The organism is Actinomadura pelletieri DSM 43383, from assembly GCF_003634705.1.
In the GTDB taxonomy this organism is placed as follows: Bacteria; Actinomycetota; Actinomycetes; order Streptosporangiales; family Streptosporangiaceae; genus Spirillospora; species Spirillospora pelletieri.
In genome coordinates this window covers 653941-667589 of the sequence record NZ_RBWU01000004.1, presented here as the reverse complement: position 1 = coordinate 667589, position 13649 = coordinate 653941, and the positions used below count along the sequence as shown (strand labels likewise).

The window sequence follows — 13649 nt, the reverse complement described above, 5'->3', positions numbered from 1 at the left end:
CTCCGTAGTCTCTCGGGGAGTTGTCCGATTCCCGTGCTTGTTCCGTTGGAGGCTTCATGGCCGTGACCCTGCCCGCTCCGCCCGTTCCGTCCGCTTCGGGGTCTGGGGGTTCCGCCCGGTCGGGGGGTAGTGATTTCGCTCCGTTGGCGCGGCGGGTGCGTGCCAGTGGTCTGCTGGAGCGGCGTCGCGGGTACTACGCGTGGGCGATCGGGGTGAATCTGGTGGCGACGGCCGCGTTGTGGGCGGCGGTCGCGTGGGCGGGGGACGGTTGGTGGACGGTTCTGCTGGGTGTTCCGTTGGCGGTGGTCGCGGTGCGTACGGCGTTTCTGGGGCATGACGCGGGGCATCGGCAGATCGCTCGGAGCGCTCGGGTGAACCGGTGGTTGGGTTTGGTGCTGGGGAATCTGCTGTTGGGGATGGGGCACGGTTGGTGGAGTGACAAGCACAATCGGCACCATGCCAATCCGAATCATGTGGGCAAGGACCCTGATGTGGGTGAGGGTGTGCTGGCGTGGACGCAGGAGCAGGCGGGGCGGCAGCGGGGTGTGCTGCGGTGGGTGGTGCGGCACCAGGCGAAGTTGTTCTTTCCGCTGTTGGCGTTGGAGGGGGTCAATCTGAAGGTGGGCAGTCTGCTGTTCTTGCGTGGTAGGTCGCGTCGTGACCGGTTCGTGGAGGGCGGGTTGTTGTTGGTTCATGTGGTGGGGTATTTCGCGTTGGCGTTGGCGTTGTTGCCGGTGGGGCAGGCGTTGGCTTTGGTCGCGGTGCAGCATGCGGTGTTCGGTGTGCATTTGGGGGCGGTTTTCGCGCCGAATCACAAGGGGATGGCGATGCCGGAGCCGGGGGTGCGGTGGGATCATTTGCGGCGGCAGGTTCTGACGTCGCGGAATGTGCGTGGTGGTGTGGTGACGGATTGGTTGATGGGTGGGTTGAACTATCAGATCGAGCATCATTTGTTTCCGGGGATGCCGCGGTGTAATTTGCGGCGGGTGCGGCCGTTGGTGCGGGCGCATTGTGCGGAGGTGGGGGTGGCGTATGTGGAGTCGGGTTTGGTGGGGTCGTATCGGTTGGCGTTGGGGTACATGCGTGAGGTGGGGGAGCCGTTGCGGTAGTCGGTTGGGGTGGGGTGGCCGGGTGGGGTTATGCTCCGGGGCCATGCCTGAGGGACATGCGATTCATCGTCTGGCCGCCGAGCATCAGCGGATGTTCGGCGGTCGTCGTGTTGCGGCGTCGAGTCCGCAGGGGCGTTTCGTGGGTGGTGCGGGGTTGTTGGACGGTCGGGTGTTGGTGGATGCGGATGCTCATGGGAAGCATTTGTTGCTCGGGTTCGGAGATGACCGGGTGTTGCATGTTCATTTGGGGCTTTATGGCAGGTATGTGTTCGGGGTAGGTGAGGTGCCCGTTCCGGTGGGAGCGGTGCGGTTGCGGCTGGTGGGGGATGCGGGGTGGGCGGATCTGCGGGGGCCGAACACGTGTGAGGTGTTGGATCCGGGTGAGGTGAAGGTGCTGCGTGACCGGTTGGGGCCCGATCCGTTGCGGGCGGACGCGGATCCGGAGGTGGCGTGGCGGCGGATCGGGCGTGCGCGGTCGCCGATCGCGGTGTTGTTGATGGATCAGGCGGTGGTTGCGGGGCCGGGGAACATCTACCGGGCCGAGGTGCTGTTCCGGCAGGGCATCGATCCGCGGTTGCCGGGACGCCTGTTGACGCGGGAGCAGTGGCTGGGGGTGTGGGGTGATCTGGTGGAGTTGATGGCGGAGGGGGTGCGTGTGGGGCGGATCGACACGGTGCGTCCGGAGCACACTCCGGAGGCGATGGGGCGTCCGCCGCGGGTGGACGAGCACGGCGGTGAGGTGTACGTGTACCGGCGTGCGGGGTTGCCGTGCCTGGTGTGCGGCGCGGTGGTGGCGACGGTGGAGTTGGCGGGACGGAACCTGTTCTGGTGTCCGGGCTGCCAGGTTCCGTCCCGCTAGGGGGTGGGGGGTCAGGTGGATTCGACGCTGGGTGCGGTGGGTGTGGCGGGCGCTGTGGGGACCGGGACGTCGTCGTCGGTCTGTGGGGTGCGTTGGGGTGTGCGGCGTTGGCGGAGGCGGCCGGCGAGGGGTTCGGCGCCGCGGGCGATGAGGGGTCCGGCGACGGCGAGGATGAGGACGTAGGCCGCGGCGAGGGGGCCGAGGCGGGTATTGGTGCCGGCGTTGACGGCGAGTCCGGCGATGACGATGTTGAATTCGCCGCGGGGGACGAGGGCGGCTCCGGCGCGGAGGCGTCCGGTGGGGCCGATTTTGGCGCGGCGTGCGGCGAGCCAGCCGGTGGCGGTCTTGGTGAGGATGCCGGTGACGGCGAGGGCCGCGGCGATGCCGAGGACGGGGGGGAGGTCGGCGGGGTTGGTGTGGAGGCCGAAGAAGACGAAGAAGACGGCGGCGAACAGGTCGCGGAGGGGGGTGAGGAGTTTCTGGGCGGCGTGGGCGAGGGGGCCGGACAGGGCGATGCCGACGAGGAAGGCGCCGACGGCGGCGGAGACCTGGAGTTGTTGGGCGATGCCGGCGACGAGGAGGGTGAGTCCGAGGACTTTGAGGAGGAGGACTTCTTCGCTGGGTGAGGTGACGAAGCGTTCGACGAGGGTGCCGTGGCGGAGGGCGACGAAGAGGATGACGACGATGGTGGCGGCGGCGACGGCGAGGGAGGTGGCGCCGCCGATGAGTCCGGCTCCGGCGAGGAGGGCGGTGAGGATGGGCAGGTAGGCGGCCATGGCGAGGTCTTCGAAGACCAGGACGGACAGGACGGCGGGGGTTTCGCGGTTGCCGAGCCAGCCGAGGTCGCCGATGACTTTGGCGGTGATGCCGGAGGAGGTGACGTAGGTGACGCCGGCCATGGCGACGGCGGCGACGGGTCCCCAGCCGAGTAGGAGGGCGACGATGGCGCCGGGGGCGGCGTTGAGGGCGATGTCGGCGAGGCCGACGGGTGCGGAGGTGCGGAGGTTGCCGACGAGTTCGTCGGCGGTGTATTCGAGGCCGAGGGTGAACAGGAGGAGGATGACGCCGACTTCGGCGCCGATGGAGACGAAGTCTTCGCTGGTGGTGAGGGGGAGGATGCCGCCGGAGCCGAAGGCGAGTCCGGCGATGAGGTAGAGGGGGATGGGGGAGATGGAGAAGCGGACGGACACGGCGCCGAGGAGGCCGAGGGCGAGGATGATGGCGCCGAGTTCGATGAGCTGGACGGCGGAGCTCATGCGGGTCAGCCGTGGGTGAGGATGTGCGCGACGGCGGCGGTGCCTTCGCCTGTGCCGACGACGACGATGATGTCTCCGGCGGTGAAGATGAAGTCGGGGCGTGGGCTGGCGTGGACGGTGCCGTTGCGGACGGCGGCGACGATGGAGGCGCCGGTGCGGGTGCGGGAGCGGGTGTCGCCGAGGGGGCGTCCGTCGTAGGGGGAGCCGGGGGTGATGGGGATTTGTTCGGTGACGAGGCCTTCGACCTGGCGGTGGAGTTCGGCGAGGTGTTCGATGACGCGGCCGGTGCCGAGGAGTTCGGCGATGGTGTCGGCTTCGTCGGCGGTGAGGGCGACGGTGGCGAGGCAGGTGTCGGGGTCGACCTTGTCGTAGATGGCGAGGTCGCGGCGGCCGGTGCGGTGGGAGATGACGCCGAGGCGGCGGCCTCGTCCGGTGGTCATGATGTGTTGGAAACCGATGCCGGGCAGGGCGGTGCGTTCGACGTCCACGGTGGTCTGGTTCCTTCGGTGGTGCTGGTGTGGGGCCGAGGAAACGTTACCTGGTGGGTGTGGTCAGCTGTGCAGGGCGTCCTGCATGACGCGGAATTTGGTGGTGGCCTCGGCGAGTTCGGCGGTGGGGTCGGAGTCGGCGACGATGCCGCAGCCGGCGAAGAGGCGGGCGCGGGTGCCGTTGATGTGGGCGCAGCGTAGGGCGATGCCCCATTCGCCGTCGCCGCGGGCGTCGATCCAGCCGGTGGGTCCGGCGTAGCGGCCGCGGTCCATGCCTTCGAGTTCGCGGATGAGGTCGAGGGCGGTGGTGGTGGGGGTGCCGCAGACGGCGGGGGTGGGGTGGAGGGCGGCGACGACGTCGAGGACGGTGTGGTCGGCGGTGAGGCGGCCGTGGACGGGGGAGGCGAGGTGGGTGAGGTTGGGGAGGGTGAGGAGGGTGGGTTCGTCGGGGATGGTGAGGTGGTGGCAGAGGGGGGTGAGGGCGTCGCGGACCATGTCGGCGGCGTAGCGGTGTTCTTCGCGGTCTTTGGTGGAGGTGAACAGGCGGGCGGCGCGGGTGTGGTCGTCGGTGGTGGTGGTGCCGCGGGCGGTGGTGCCGGCGAGGACGAGGGATTCGATGTGGTCGCCGGTGCGGCGGATGAGGAGTTCGGGGGTGGCGCCGACGAGGCCGTCGCAGGAGAAGGTGTAGCAGGCGGGGTAGCGGCGGGCGAGGCGGTGGAGGAGGACGCGGGTGTCGATGGGGGTGTCGGCGTGGGCGGTGAGGTCGCGGGCGAGGACGACTTTGCCGAGGTGGCCGTGGCGGATGCGGTCGACGGCGGTGGTGACGGCGTGTTTCCAGGCGTGTTCGGGGAGGGCGCCGTCGGTCCAGTGGAGGCGGGTGGGGGTGTGGAGTGGGGTGGCGGGGGTGGGGGTTCGGGCGGTGTCGCCGATGGTGGTGAGCCAGGCGGTGCCGTCGCGGCGGCCGAGGACGCGGCGGGGGACGATGAGGACGGAGTCGCCGGTGGTGGGGTCGAAGCCGAAGGAGCCGAAGGCGACGGGTCCGGTGCCGGGGAGGGTAAGGGGGTCGTGGACGTCGGCGGTGTCGAACAGGTGGCGGAGGGCGGTGGTGGCGGCGGTGAAGCGGTCGGGGGTGGCGGGGAGGGTGATGCGGGCGGCTTCGCCCCAGCCGACGATGCCGTCGCCGTGGCGGATCCAGGCGAGTGCGGTGGGGTGGGGGAGCCGGGCGATGAGGTCGCCTGGGTCGGGGACCGGGACGGTGTGGACGGTGAGGTGGTCCTGTGCGGTCGCGGCGAGCTTCACGGGCCCACTCTACGCGAGATTTGAACCTGTTCAACTGGTGGTGGGCGGTGCGGGAGATGAGGTGTGCGCCACAGCCGGCGGCCTGCGGGCGGGGTCGTGGGTGGGGCCGTGGGTGGGATGCCCGTCCGCCCGCGGCTTATGCGCGGACGGACGGGCATCCGGGGTTCCTCCGGTGGCGTCCGTCCCGGTCGGGGTCAGCGGTCGCGCGCGGCTCCGGTGAGCCTCCACGCGGCGGGGAGCAGGCCCGCGGCGAGCAGCACCTTCAGCGCGTCGCCGACCAGGAACGGGGTGAGGCCGAGGTCGAGGGCCCGGGTGAGGGTCACGTCCAGGGACGCCATCAGGTACGGGACGCCGACCGCGTAGATGATCGCGGTTCCGGTGAGCATGGTGGCGGCCGTGCGGACGGGTGTGCGGTCACCGCCGTGTTGCGCGAGGCGTCCGACGACGGCGGCGGCGACGACGAACCCGATGACGTATCCGAGGGTGGGGACGCCGGTGCCGGATCCGCCCTCGGTGAACCAGGGCATGCCCGCCATGCCGGCCAGCAGGTACAGGAGCATGGCGAGGGCGGCGCGTCCGAAGCCGAGGGCGGCGCCGGTGAGCAGCACCGCGAAGGTCTGGCCGGTGACCGGTACGGGGGTGCCGGGCAGGGGGACGGTGATCTGCGCGGCGATGCCGGTGAGCGTGGCCGCGGCGGCGATGAGCGCGGTGTCGCGGGCGAGGGCGCCGGGCAGCAGGTCGCCCAGGACGGCGGGGCGCCGTCGGGCTGCGTGGGCAGTGGCCACAGATCCTCCCGAATGTGGTGTGTCAGGCCGAAACCTAGCGAACGGGTGGACCGGGGACGATCAGGTGGGTACCGGGAAGCGAAGGGGACGGTCGCGCCGTGTCCGTTCCTCGACGGGGGCTATCCGGCGTCCGGTGCGGGGTGTCGGGCGAGGTAGATGACGTCGGGTTCGCCCCGTGGGACCGGTACCGGTCGGACGTCGACGTGGGTGAACCGGCGGCGCAGCAGCGTCTCGAAGGCCGGTGCGGCGTTGGCGCTCCACACCGCGAGGGTGCCGCCGGGGGTGAGGCGGCCGGTGAGCAGGTCGAGTCCGGTGGTGCCGTAGAGGCGGGCGTTGCCGGGGGTGACGGTCCAGTCGGGCCCGTTGTCGATGTCCAGGCACAGCGCGTCGTAGCGGGCGGTGTCGGGCCGGGTGAGGACGTCGAGGAGGTCGGCGTTCTCGACGGTGACGCGGGGGTCGTCGAGCGCGCCCTTCGACCAGGGCCGCAGGGCCGTGCGGTGCCAGGCGATCACGGCGGGTTCGCGTTCGACGACGGTGACGTGGGCGACGTCCGGGAGGGTGAGGGCCGCGGCGATGGTGAACCCGACGCCGAGACCGCCGATCAGCACCCGTGCCCCGTCCCCGGGGCGCCCGTCGAGCGCGGCGAGGACCAGGAGCCGTTCGGACTCGCCGTTGCGGGTGTCCATGAGGAACACGCCGTTGCTGATGATCTCGTAGTGGTCGCCGGCGCGGCGCAGCACCAGTTCGCCGCCGACGCCGGCCGCGCGTTCGACCACGACCGGCCCGCCGGTCGTCCCCGTGGGGCCGTGAATTGCGGCTTCCATGCCCGCACCCTACGGCCTCGCGGGGGCGGGCGGCCGAACGGTGACGGGCGGGGCGGGCCCGTCCTACGGTGAGGCCCGTAGACGATCATGTGCGTTTGCGGCCGGTCGCCGAGGACGATCTGCCGCAGGACGGGCGCATGTCCGGTGAGACGGCCTTCGTCGACCTCGCCGAGATGGATGCCGAGCCCCACGTCGATGGCACGGTCGGCCGCGAAGTGGGCGGTTCGTGGAGCGGCTGCGGACCGAACCGCTGCTGTGCGGGCCTTTCCTGGGGGGGAGGGGTGGCGTGACCCGCGGCGGTTCCGGCGCCGGTGGCAGGTGACGGGTGGATCGGGGACGGGTGGATCGGGGTCGGGGACGACGCCGCGCTGCTGATGGTCGACGGCGGCGACCGGCCGGGTGATCGGCCGGGTGGGAACACCTCCGGTCCCGCGGACGTTACCGTGTAACGGTGTAATCATCGGGAGGTGTGATGGTCTCCGCCCCTGGCCCCGATCCCGTCCCCGACCCTTCTGACGGCGCGCCGCTGGACGCCTACTCCCGGGTGGTGTCCGCGGTGGCCCGCGAGCTGACGCCGCGGGTGGCGGCGCTGCGGGTGCGGCACCGGCGCGGTGAGGGCGCCGGGTCCGCGGTGGTGTTCACCGGTGACGGGTTCCTGCTCACCAACGCCCATGTCGTCGGCGCCGCGTCCGCCGGGCAGGCCGCGTTCGCCGACGGCGCGACCGCCCCGTTCACCGTCGTCGGCACCGACCCCCTGTCGGACCTGGCGGTGGTCCGCGCCGACGGACCCGTCCCCGCCCCGGTCACCCTCGGCGACAGCGACACGCTCGTGGTCGGGCAGCTCGTCGTCGCCGTCGGGAACCCGCTGGGCCTGTCGGGTTCGGTGACCGCCGGGGTGGTGTCGGCGCTGGGCCGGTCGCTGCCGACGTCGCAGCCGACCCGCACCGGTACCGTCGCGCGGGTCATCGAGGACGTCATCCAGACCGACGCGGCCCTCAACCCCGGCAACTCCGGCGGCGCGCTCGCCGACTCCCGGGGCCGCGTCGTCGGCGTCAACACCGCCGTCGCCGGGATCGGCCTCGGCCTGGCCGTGCCGATCAACGCGACGACCCGTCGCATCATCGGCGCGCTGATCCGCGACGGCCGGGTCCGGCGCGCGTTCCTCGGGCTGGTGGCCGCGCCGGTGCCCGTCCCGCCGGCGCTGCGTCCGCGGATCGGGCAGGGCGAGGCGCTGCGCGTCGTCGAGGTCGTCCCGCGCAGCCCCGCCGACCGGGCCGGGCTGCGCCGCGGCGACCTGGTCCTCACCGCGGCCGGCGCGCCGGTCTCCACCGCCCAGTCGCTGCAACGACTGATGTTCGCCGAGGCCATCGGACGCCCCCTGCCCATCACCGTCCTCCGCAACGGCGCGATGGTCGACGTCATCGCCGCCCCGGTCGAACTCGACTCCGAACACGCCTGACCCCCTTACCGGCCCGGGCCCTTATGAGCCGAACAGGAAAACATTTACATTCGAACGTTTAAAACGCATTTTCTGGACGGCAGGCATCGGTGTTGCTGCCATGCCATGCATTCGAGCCCGCGTATCCGGAGGGATCCGATGATCTCGAAGATTTCCCAGATCGGGGTCTACGTTCGCGACCAGGACAAGGCGCTGCGCTTCTACACCGAGAAACTCGGATTCGAAATCCGGGAACACCGGGAAGGGCCCGGCTTCACCTGGACCGAGGTGGCGCCGCCGGGCGCGCAGACCACGCTTCGGCTCTCACCGCGGACGAGGACGACCCGGGCTTCTGGTCGGACCTCGACGACGTCTGACCATGCCCTCGCCCGATCCGCCGAGCACACACCCCGGCCCGGCGCACGCCGCAGTACGCGCAGGGCGCGCCAGTGCCTGCGGCGGGCGCGCCGGCCGCGGCGGGGCACGCTCGGCGCCACCCGAGCCCCCAAGCCCTGGCATCGAGGTCACGACGACGCCCCACCGACACCCCCCACGACGTCGCCCAAGGTGTCGCCCAAGATGTCGCCCGAGGGGCCACCGTCGTCGTCCGGTCCGTCCGGCCGCGGCAGCAGGGACAGTTGCCGGGGGCGGGCGGGCGGCGGGGGAGAGGGCCGGTGGCCCGCCCGGTCGGCGCGGCCGGCGATGCCGTACCGGGACGCCAGGTCCCGAACCTGCCGGGTGATGTGCTCCTGGTACGCGCGCGGCGCGTAGGCGCCGGTCCCGTACAGGCGCGCGTAGGGCACGACCAGGCGCGGATGGTGCTCGCGCAGCCACGCCAGGAACCATTCGCGGGCACCGGGACGCAGATGCAGCGTGATCGCCGACACCGACGTGGCGCCCGCCTCGGCGACCGCCCGGACGGCGGCGTCCAACCGCGCGGGCGAGTCCGACAGGTAGGGGATGACCGGGCCCATCAGGACACCGCAGTCGACGCCCGCCTCGTTCAACGCCGCGCACACCTCCAGGCGGCGGCGTGGCGGCGGGGTGCCCGGTTCGGCCAGCCGCCACAGGTCCGGGTCCAGCGACCCCACCGACACCGCGGCGCTCACCGCCGTGCGCTCGGCCGCCTCCCGCAGCAGCGGCAGATCACGCAGGACCAGCGACCCCTTGGTGAGAATCGAGAACGGGTTGGCGGCGTCCCGCAGCGCCGCCAGGATCCCCGGCATCAACCGGTAGCGGCCCTCGGCGCGCTGGTAGCAGTCGACGTTGGTGCCCATCGCGATGTGCTCGCCCCGCCACCGCGGCGACGCCAGCTCCGCCCGCAGCCGCTCGGCCGCGTTCACCTTCACCACGATCCGCGAGTCGAAGTCGGCGCCCGCGTCCAGGTCCAGATACTCGTGGGAGCGGCGGGCGAAACAGTAGACGCACGCGTGGGAGCAGCCCCGGTAGGGGTTGATCGTCCAACGGAACGGCATCCGGGACGCCGCCGGGACCCGGTTGACGATCGTCTTCGCGCGCACCTCGTAGAAGGTCATGCCGCGAAAACCCGGGGTGTCGAACGTGCGGGCCACCGCCCGCCGCTCGATCAGCGGCGGCTCGGCGCCCGGCCTGCCGTCCGGGTCGCCGTCCAACCGCAGGTGATCCCAGCGCACCCCCACCCCTTTCGAACACACGAGCGACGCTACGTCCGGCCAGTATGGAACGTGTGTTCGATGATCGCAATTCGCGTATCAGGCGAAACGGGACGGTCGGGGATCACACGGGCATCGGCGTTCCGTACGCGGCATCGCGGCGCGTGAGTAACAATGGGCCGCTATGGCATCGCGAACCAGGATCCGAACGGTGGTGGCGGCCCTGCTGGCGGCGGTGGCGGCGGGCGCGGCGGCCGGCTGCGGCATCCCCGCGCTCGGCGGCGAGAGCGGCGGACGCGGCGACGGCGGACGCGCGCCCGTCCCCACCGGCGCCGCCGCAGAATGCCCGCGCGTCGACCCGCCCGACGACGCCGACGGGCGCCAACTGCGCGGCATGTGGATCGCCACCGTCGCCGGCATCGACTGGCCCAAGGACACCGACGACACCGCCGCCGAACAGAAGAAGCAGTTCACCCGGCTCCTCGACACCGCCGTCGACATGCGGATGAACGCGGTGTTCGTCCAGATCCGCCCCAACTCCGATGCCTTCTACCCCTCCCCGTACGAGCCGTGGTCACAGTGGATCACCGGCACCCAGGGCAAGGACCCCGGCTACGACGTCCTCGCCTTCATGATCAGAGAGGCGCGGGCCCGGAACCTGGAGTTCCACGCCTGGTTCAACCCCTACCGCATCTCCCGCCAGGACGACCTGAAGAAACTGTCGCCCAAGAGCCCCGCCCGCCAACACCCCGACTGGGTCCGCAAGTACGGCAAGGGCCTGTGGTACGACCCCGGCCTGCCGCAGGTCCGGGACCTGGCCACCCGCGTCGTCATGGACGTCGTCACCAAGTACGACATCGACGCCGTCCACTTCGACGACTACTTCTACCCCTACCCCGAGGGCGGCGCCCAGTTCCCCGACCAGGCCACCTACAAGGCCCACGGCCGCGGCACGGACAAGGCCGACTGGCGCCGCGAGAACGTCAACACCCTCGTCCGGACCCTCTCGGAGAAGATCCACGACGCCAAACCCTGGGTGCGGTTCGGCATCAGCCCCTTCGGCGTCTGGCGCAACAAGAGCACCGACCCCGCCGGATCGGCCACCCGCGCCCTGCAGAGCTACGACGACGTCTACGCCGACACCCGCACCTGGATCAAGAACGGGTGGATCGACTACGTCACCCCCCAGCTGTACTGGCCGATCGGCGACCCCCGCGCCGACTACGCCGAACTGGTCCGCTGGTGGGCCGACCAGGTCGAGGGCACCGGCGTCCAACTGACCATCGGGCAGGGCGCCTACCGCGTCGGCACCGACACCGCCTGGAAGAACCCCGCCGAACTGTCCCGGCACCTCACCCTCAACGCCGAGCACCCCGAGGTCCGCGGCGACGTGTTCTTCAGCGCCTCCGACATCGCCGCCAACCGCCGCGGGTTCGCCGCCCGGCTCCGCGCCGACCACTACGCCCGCCCCGCCATCCCCCCCGCCGCCGACCGCCCGAAACGCCCCCGCGACGACACCCCGCCCCCACCCGCCGTGCAGAACACCACCGCCGCGCCCGGCCGGGACGGCGGCACGGGCGTCCAGGTCACCTGGCGGCCCTCCGCCGACGCCGCGTCCTACGCCGTCTACCGGGTGGACGGCGAACGCCCCGCCTGCGCGCCCGTCGCCCCCGCCCACCTCATCGGCCACGTCCGCGGCACCCGCCTCGACGACCCCACCGCCCGACCCGGCCGCACCTACACCTACTACGTCACCGCCCTGAACCGCCTCCACCACCAGAGCGGGCCCGGACGAGGCACAACCGTCACCGCCCCCCAGGGATAATGATCATGCTCCGGGGGGAGGAATTCAGACACCTGACCCCCGGAGGTATGAGCATGGCGCTGTCGATGGAGGAGCAGCGGATCCTCACACAGATCGAGGTCCGCCTGAGCGAGGACGACCCGCGGCTGGCCCATCGCCTCGCACGACTGGGCACCCCCCGCCGCCGCGCACGCACCATCGTCCTCGCCACGGCCGCCGTCATCATCGTCCTCGCCGCGATCGGCGCCGCCATCGCGGCGGCCGCACTGTGACGCCGCCGTAACACCCGCCCCACCCCGCACCCGGGCGCGCGACCCCACCCCGCCCGGACACCCACCCGCGCGAACACCCTGACGCCGAAACGCCGTTGCCCCGGCGAGGAACTCCTCGCCGGGGCAACGGCGTAAGCGCCGGTGTGGTGGTCGCCTCACGGCGAAAGGCACAACGAAGCTCCAGCCCGGACCACAAGGGACCGGCGGTATTCCCCGAAGGCGTCAGGTAGAGCCCGGGGGACACATCCCACACCGACGTAACCACTGTAACGGCTCGGCCCGGGTGCCCCGTCCACCGCCACCCCGACAACCTCGAGCGCCGTCATGAGCGGACGAGAAGTCGAGAGCAACGAGAAGCAGGGCACAGAGGGCGGCCCTGCCGATGGGAACCCGACGATGCCTCCCCTCCCAGAACCCAACACGACCACGCCCTCATGGACGTCCGCGGCATCGTCGGTGGCATCGAACCCGCCGCACCCCCGCCGCTTCCACGCGCCACGAACCCCAACCCGCACCCCACGAGACGCGACCCGCCCCCACCAACCCACAGAACCCCACCTACCGCGAGCCTTGACCCGCACGACACGTCCTCCCCGACACGGGACGGAGACCCGGCCCGCGCGACCCTCGTCAGGTCTGGGAGACCCCGACCTGCCGCGAGACCGGGTCGGGCCCGCGATACCCGATCGCTGCGAGAGTCGGTCAGGGCTGCAGAGGGCAGTGGTCCACCAGCCAGACGTCCTCCTCGTCCAAGGACGGGGAGGGTGGTGGTTCGTCGGTCAGGCGGTCAAGGTGCCATTCGATGTGCGCCAGCGGGCCCCGCCAACCCGCCAGCAGATCCGCCAGCGGGCGCGGCGCGCCCGGTGGACCGTACGGGCGCGGGTCGGGCAACTCCATCTCCCACAGCGCGTCGTCGCAGTCGGCCGCCCAGTGCGCCACCGACGCCAACACCTCCTCCAGGTCACGCGCCACCTCGCCCAGCGACCGCAGCGCCATCACGTCCTGGATCATCCGCTCCCGCGCGTCGTAGGGCATCTCCCGGTCGAACTCGGGCGGGAACCGCGGGCGGCGGCCCGGCAGGACCGGCTCCTCACCCGTCGCCGCGGCCCGGACCGCCGCCGCCTGCCACCGCGTCCACTCCGCCAGATGCCCCAGCACCCCGCGAAGCGCCGCCGCCCCCGACCCGCACCCCGACCGGCGGGCGCCCGGCCCGGTGGGGGAGACCTCCGCGACCGCGTCCCGCAGCCGGGACCGCACGTACTCCACCCGATCCAACGTCCACGCCCGCGCCCGCGCCGCACCCGCCGGGCCGCGCGGCCCCGCCCGGTCCGGCGGACGCGGCATCGGCACCCGCAACGCCGCCAGCAGGTCGTCCAGGTCGCGGACCTCCGCGCCGCGCCCCGCCAGGAACGCCGCGCCGATCCGGTCCAGCCGGAACATCCGCGGCCCGTCCCGCATCCGGCACCACCCCACCAGGTACTCCCCGTAGGGCGCGGCGACCAGGCCGTGCGCCTCCACGTCCCGGAAACTGCGCGCACCCGCCTGATCGGTGTAGGCGAGCCGGACGATCCGGCGGGTCCGTACCGCCTCGGCGAGCGTGTCGCGCACCGGACCCGTCAGCGACTCCGCCTCGGTCAACGGCACCGGCTCCGCGGCCGCCGGTAACGCGTATCCGCGGCCCCTGAGCGTCCGCACCGGCAACCCGCCGTGCGTCAGCAACTCCACGTCACGGCGGACGGTCCGTTCACTGACCCCCGACCGCTCCGCCAGCGTCGCCGCCTCCACCGGCTCCGGCGACGCCGCGCGCAACTCCGCGACGAGCGCCAGCAGCCGGTCCACACGATCCACATCCCCATCGTGACCGCGCCCACCGACGTTCCAGCG

14 protein-coding genes and 1 pseudogene are annotated in these 13649 nt (G+C 72.1%); 8 read left to right on the top strand and 7 right to left on the bottom strand.

Annotated features, from left to right (window positions below):
• The first annotated feature begins 221 nt into the window (after positions 1–221).
• Positions 222–1109 carry a fatty acid desaturase family protein gene (locus BZB76_RS21135; protein WP_246007087.1) on the top strand — a complete coding sequence of 296 codons (888 nt, stop codon included), beginning with the start codon at positions 222–224 and terminating at the stop codon, positions 1107–1109.
• Between the two features lie 43 nt (positions 1110–1152).
• A complete protein-coding gene (locus BZB76_RS21130; RefSeq protein WP_121436275.1) occupies positions 1153–1968 on the top strand; it encodes an Fpg/Nei family DNA glycosylase in 816 nt (271 codons plus the stop codon).
• Between the two features lie 11 nt (positions 1969–1979).
• Here BZB76_RS21130 and BZB76_RS21125 read toward each other — a convergent pair whose 3' ends face one another.
• The 5 genes from BZB76_RS21125 to BZB76_RS21105 form a co-directional block, all read right to left on the bottom strand.
• Positions 1980–3224, bottom strand: a complete 1245-nt coding sequence (locus tag BZB76_RS21125) for a cation:proton antiporter (protein WP_121436070.1) — start codon at positions 3222–3224, stop codon at positions 1980–1982.
• 5 nt (positions 3225–3229) lie between these two features.
• The gene (locus BZB76_RS21120) at positions 3230–3712 is read right to left on the bottom strand and encodes a cation:proton antiporter regulatory subunit (RefSeq protein ID WP_121436069.1); all 483 of its coding nucleotides are present in this window, start codon (positions 3710–3712) and stop codon (positions 3230–3232) included.
• A 63-nt stretch (positions 3713–3775) separates the two neighbouring features.
• Entirely contained in the window at positions 3776–5011 is a 1236-nt protein-coding gene (locus BZB76_RS21115) for an isochorismate synthase (protein WP_121436068.1), read from the bottom strand.
• Between the two features lie 194 nt (positions 5012–5205).
• The gene (locus BZB76_RS21110) at positions 5206–5796 is read right to left on the bottom strand and encodes a biotin transporter BioY (RefSeq protein WP_121436067.1); all 591 of its coding nucleotides are present in this window, start codon (positions 5794–5796) and stop codon (positions 5206–5208) included.
• 119 nt (positions 5797–5915) lie between these two features.
• The gene (locus BZB76_RS21105; protein WP_121436066.1) at positions 5916–6620 is read right to left on the bottom strand and encodes a spermidine synthase family protein; all 705 of its coding nucleotides are present in this window, start codon (positions 6618–6620) and stop codon (positions 5916–5918) included.
• 95 nt (positions 6621–6715) lie between these two features.
• On the opposite strand from BZB76_RS21105, the gene BZB76_RS21100 reads away from it, so the two are divergent.
• The 4 genes and pseudogenes from BZB76_RS21100 to BZB76_RS35975 form a co-directional block, all read left to right on the top strand.
• A complete protein-coding gene (locus tag BZB76_RS21100) occupies positions 6716–6910 on the top strand; it encodes a hypothetical protein (protein WP_121436065.1) in 195 nt (64 codons plus the stop codon).
• 21 nt (positions 6911–6931) lie between these two features.
• Complete coding sequence (locus BZB76_RS34870; RefSeq protein WP_170180692.1) at positions 6932–7069, top strand: hypothetical protein; 138 nt, start codon at positions 6932–6934, stop codon at positions 7067–7069.
• Between the two features lie 23 nt (positions 7070–7092).
• Positions 7093–8079 carry a S1C family serine protease gene (locus BZB76_RS21095; RefSeq protein WP_121436064.1) on the top strand — a complete coding sequence of 329 codons (987 nt, stop codon included), beginning with the start codon at positions 7093–7095 and terminating at the stop codon, positions 8077–8079.
• Positions 8080–8184: 105 nt separating this feature from the next.
• Positions 8185–8400 (top strand): annotated as a pseudogene (locus BZB76_RS35975) (VOC family protein); the annotation flags it as partial.
• Between the two features lie 182 nt (positions 8401–8582).
• Here BZB76_RS35975 and BZB76_RS21085 read toward each other — a convergent pair.
• Positions 8583–9710, bottom strand: a complete 1128-nt coding sequence (locus tag BZB76_RS21085; protein WP_211343101.1) for an Rv2578c family radical SAM protein — start codon at positions 9708–9710, stop codon at positions 8583–8585.
• Between the two features lie 163 nt (positions 9711–9873).
• On the opposite strand from BZB76_RS21085, the gene BZB76_RS36405 reads away from it, so the two are divergent.
• Both BZB76_RS36405 and BZB76_RS21075 read left to right on the top strand, forming a co-directional pair.
• A complete protein-coding gene (locus tag BZB76_RS36405; RefSeq protein ID WP_121436063.1) occupies positions 9874–11514 on the top strand; it encodes a glycoside hydrolase family 10-like protein in 1641 nt (546 codons plus the stop codon).
• 53 nt (positions 11515–11567) lie between these two features.
• Entirely contained in the window at positions 11568–11765 is a 198-nt protein-coding gene (locus BZB76_RS21075) for a DUF3040 domain-containing protein (RefSeq protein ID WP_170180691.1), read from the top strand.
• Positions 11766–12467: 702 nt separating this feature from the next.
• On the opposite strand, the gene BZB76_RS36400 is transcribed toward BZB76_RS21075, so the two are convergent.
• Positions 12468–13613, bottom strand: a complete 1146-nt coding sequence (locus BZB76_RS36400; RefSeq protein WP_121436061.1) for a helix-turn-helix transcriptional regulator — start codon at positions 13611–13613, stop codon at positions 12468–12470.
• Positions 13614–13649: the final 36 nt, after the last annotated feature.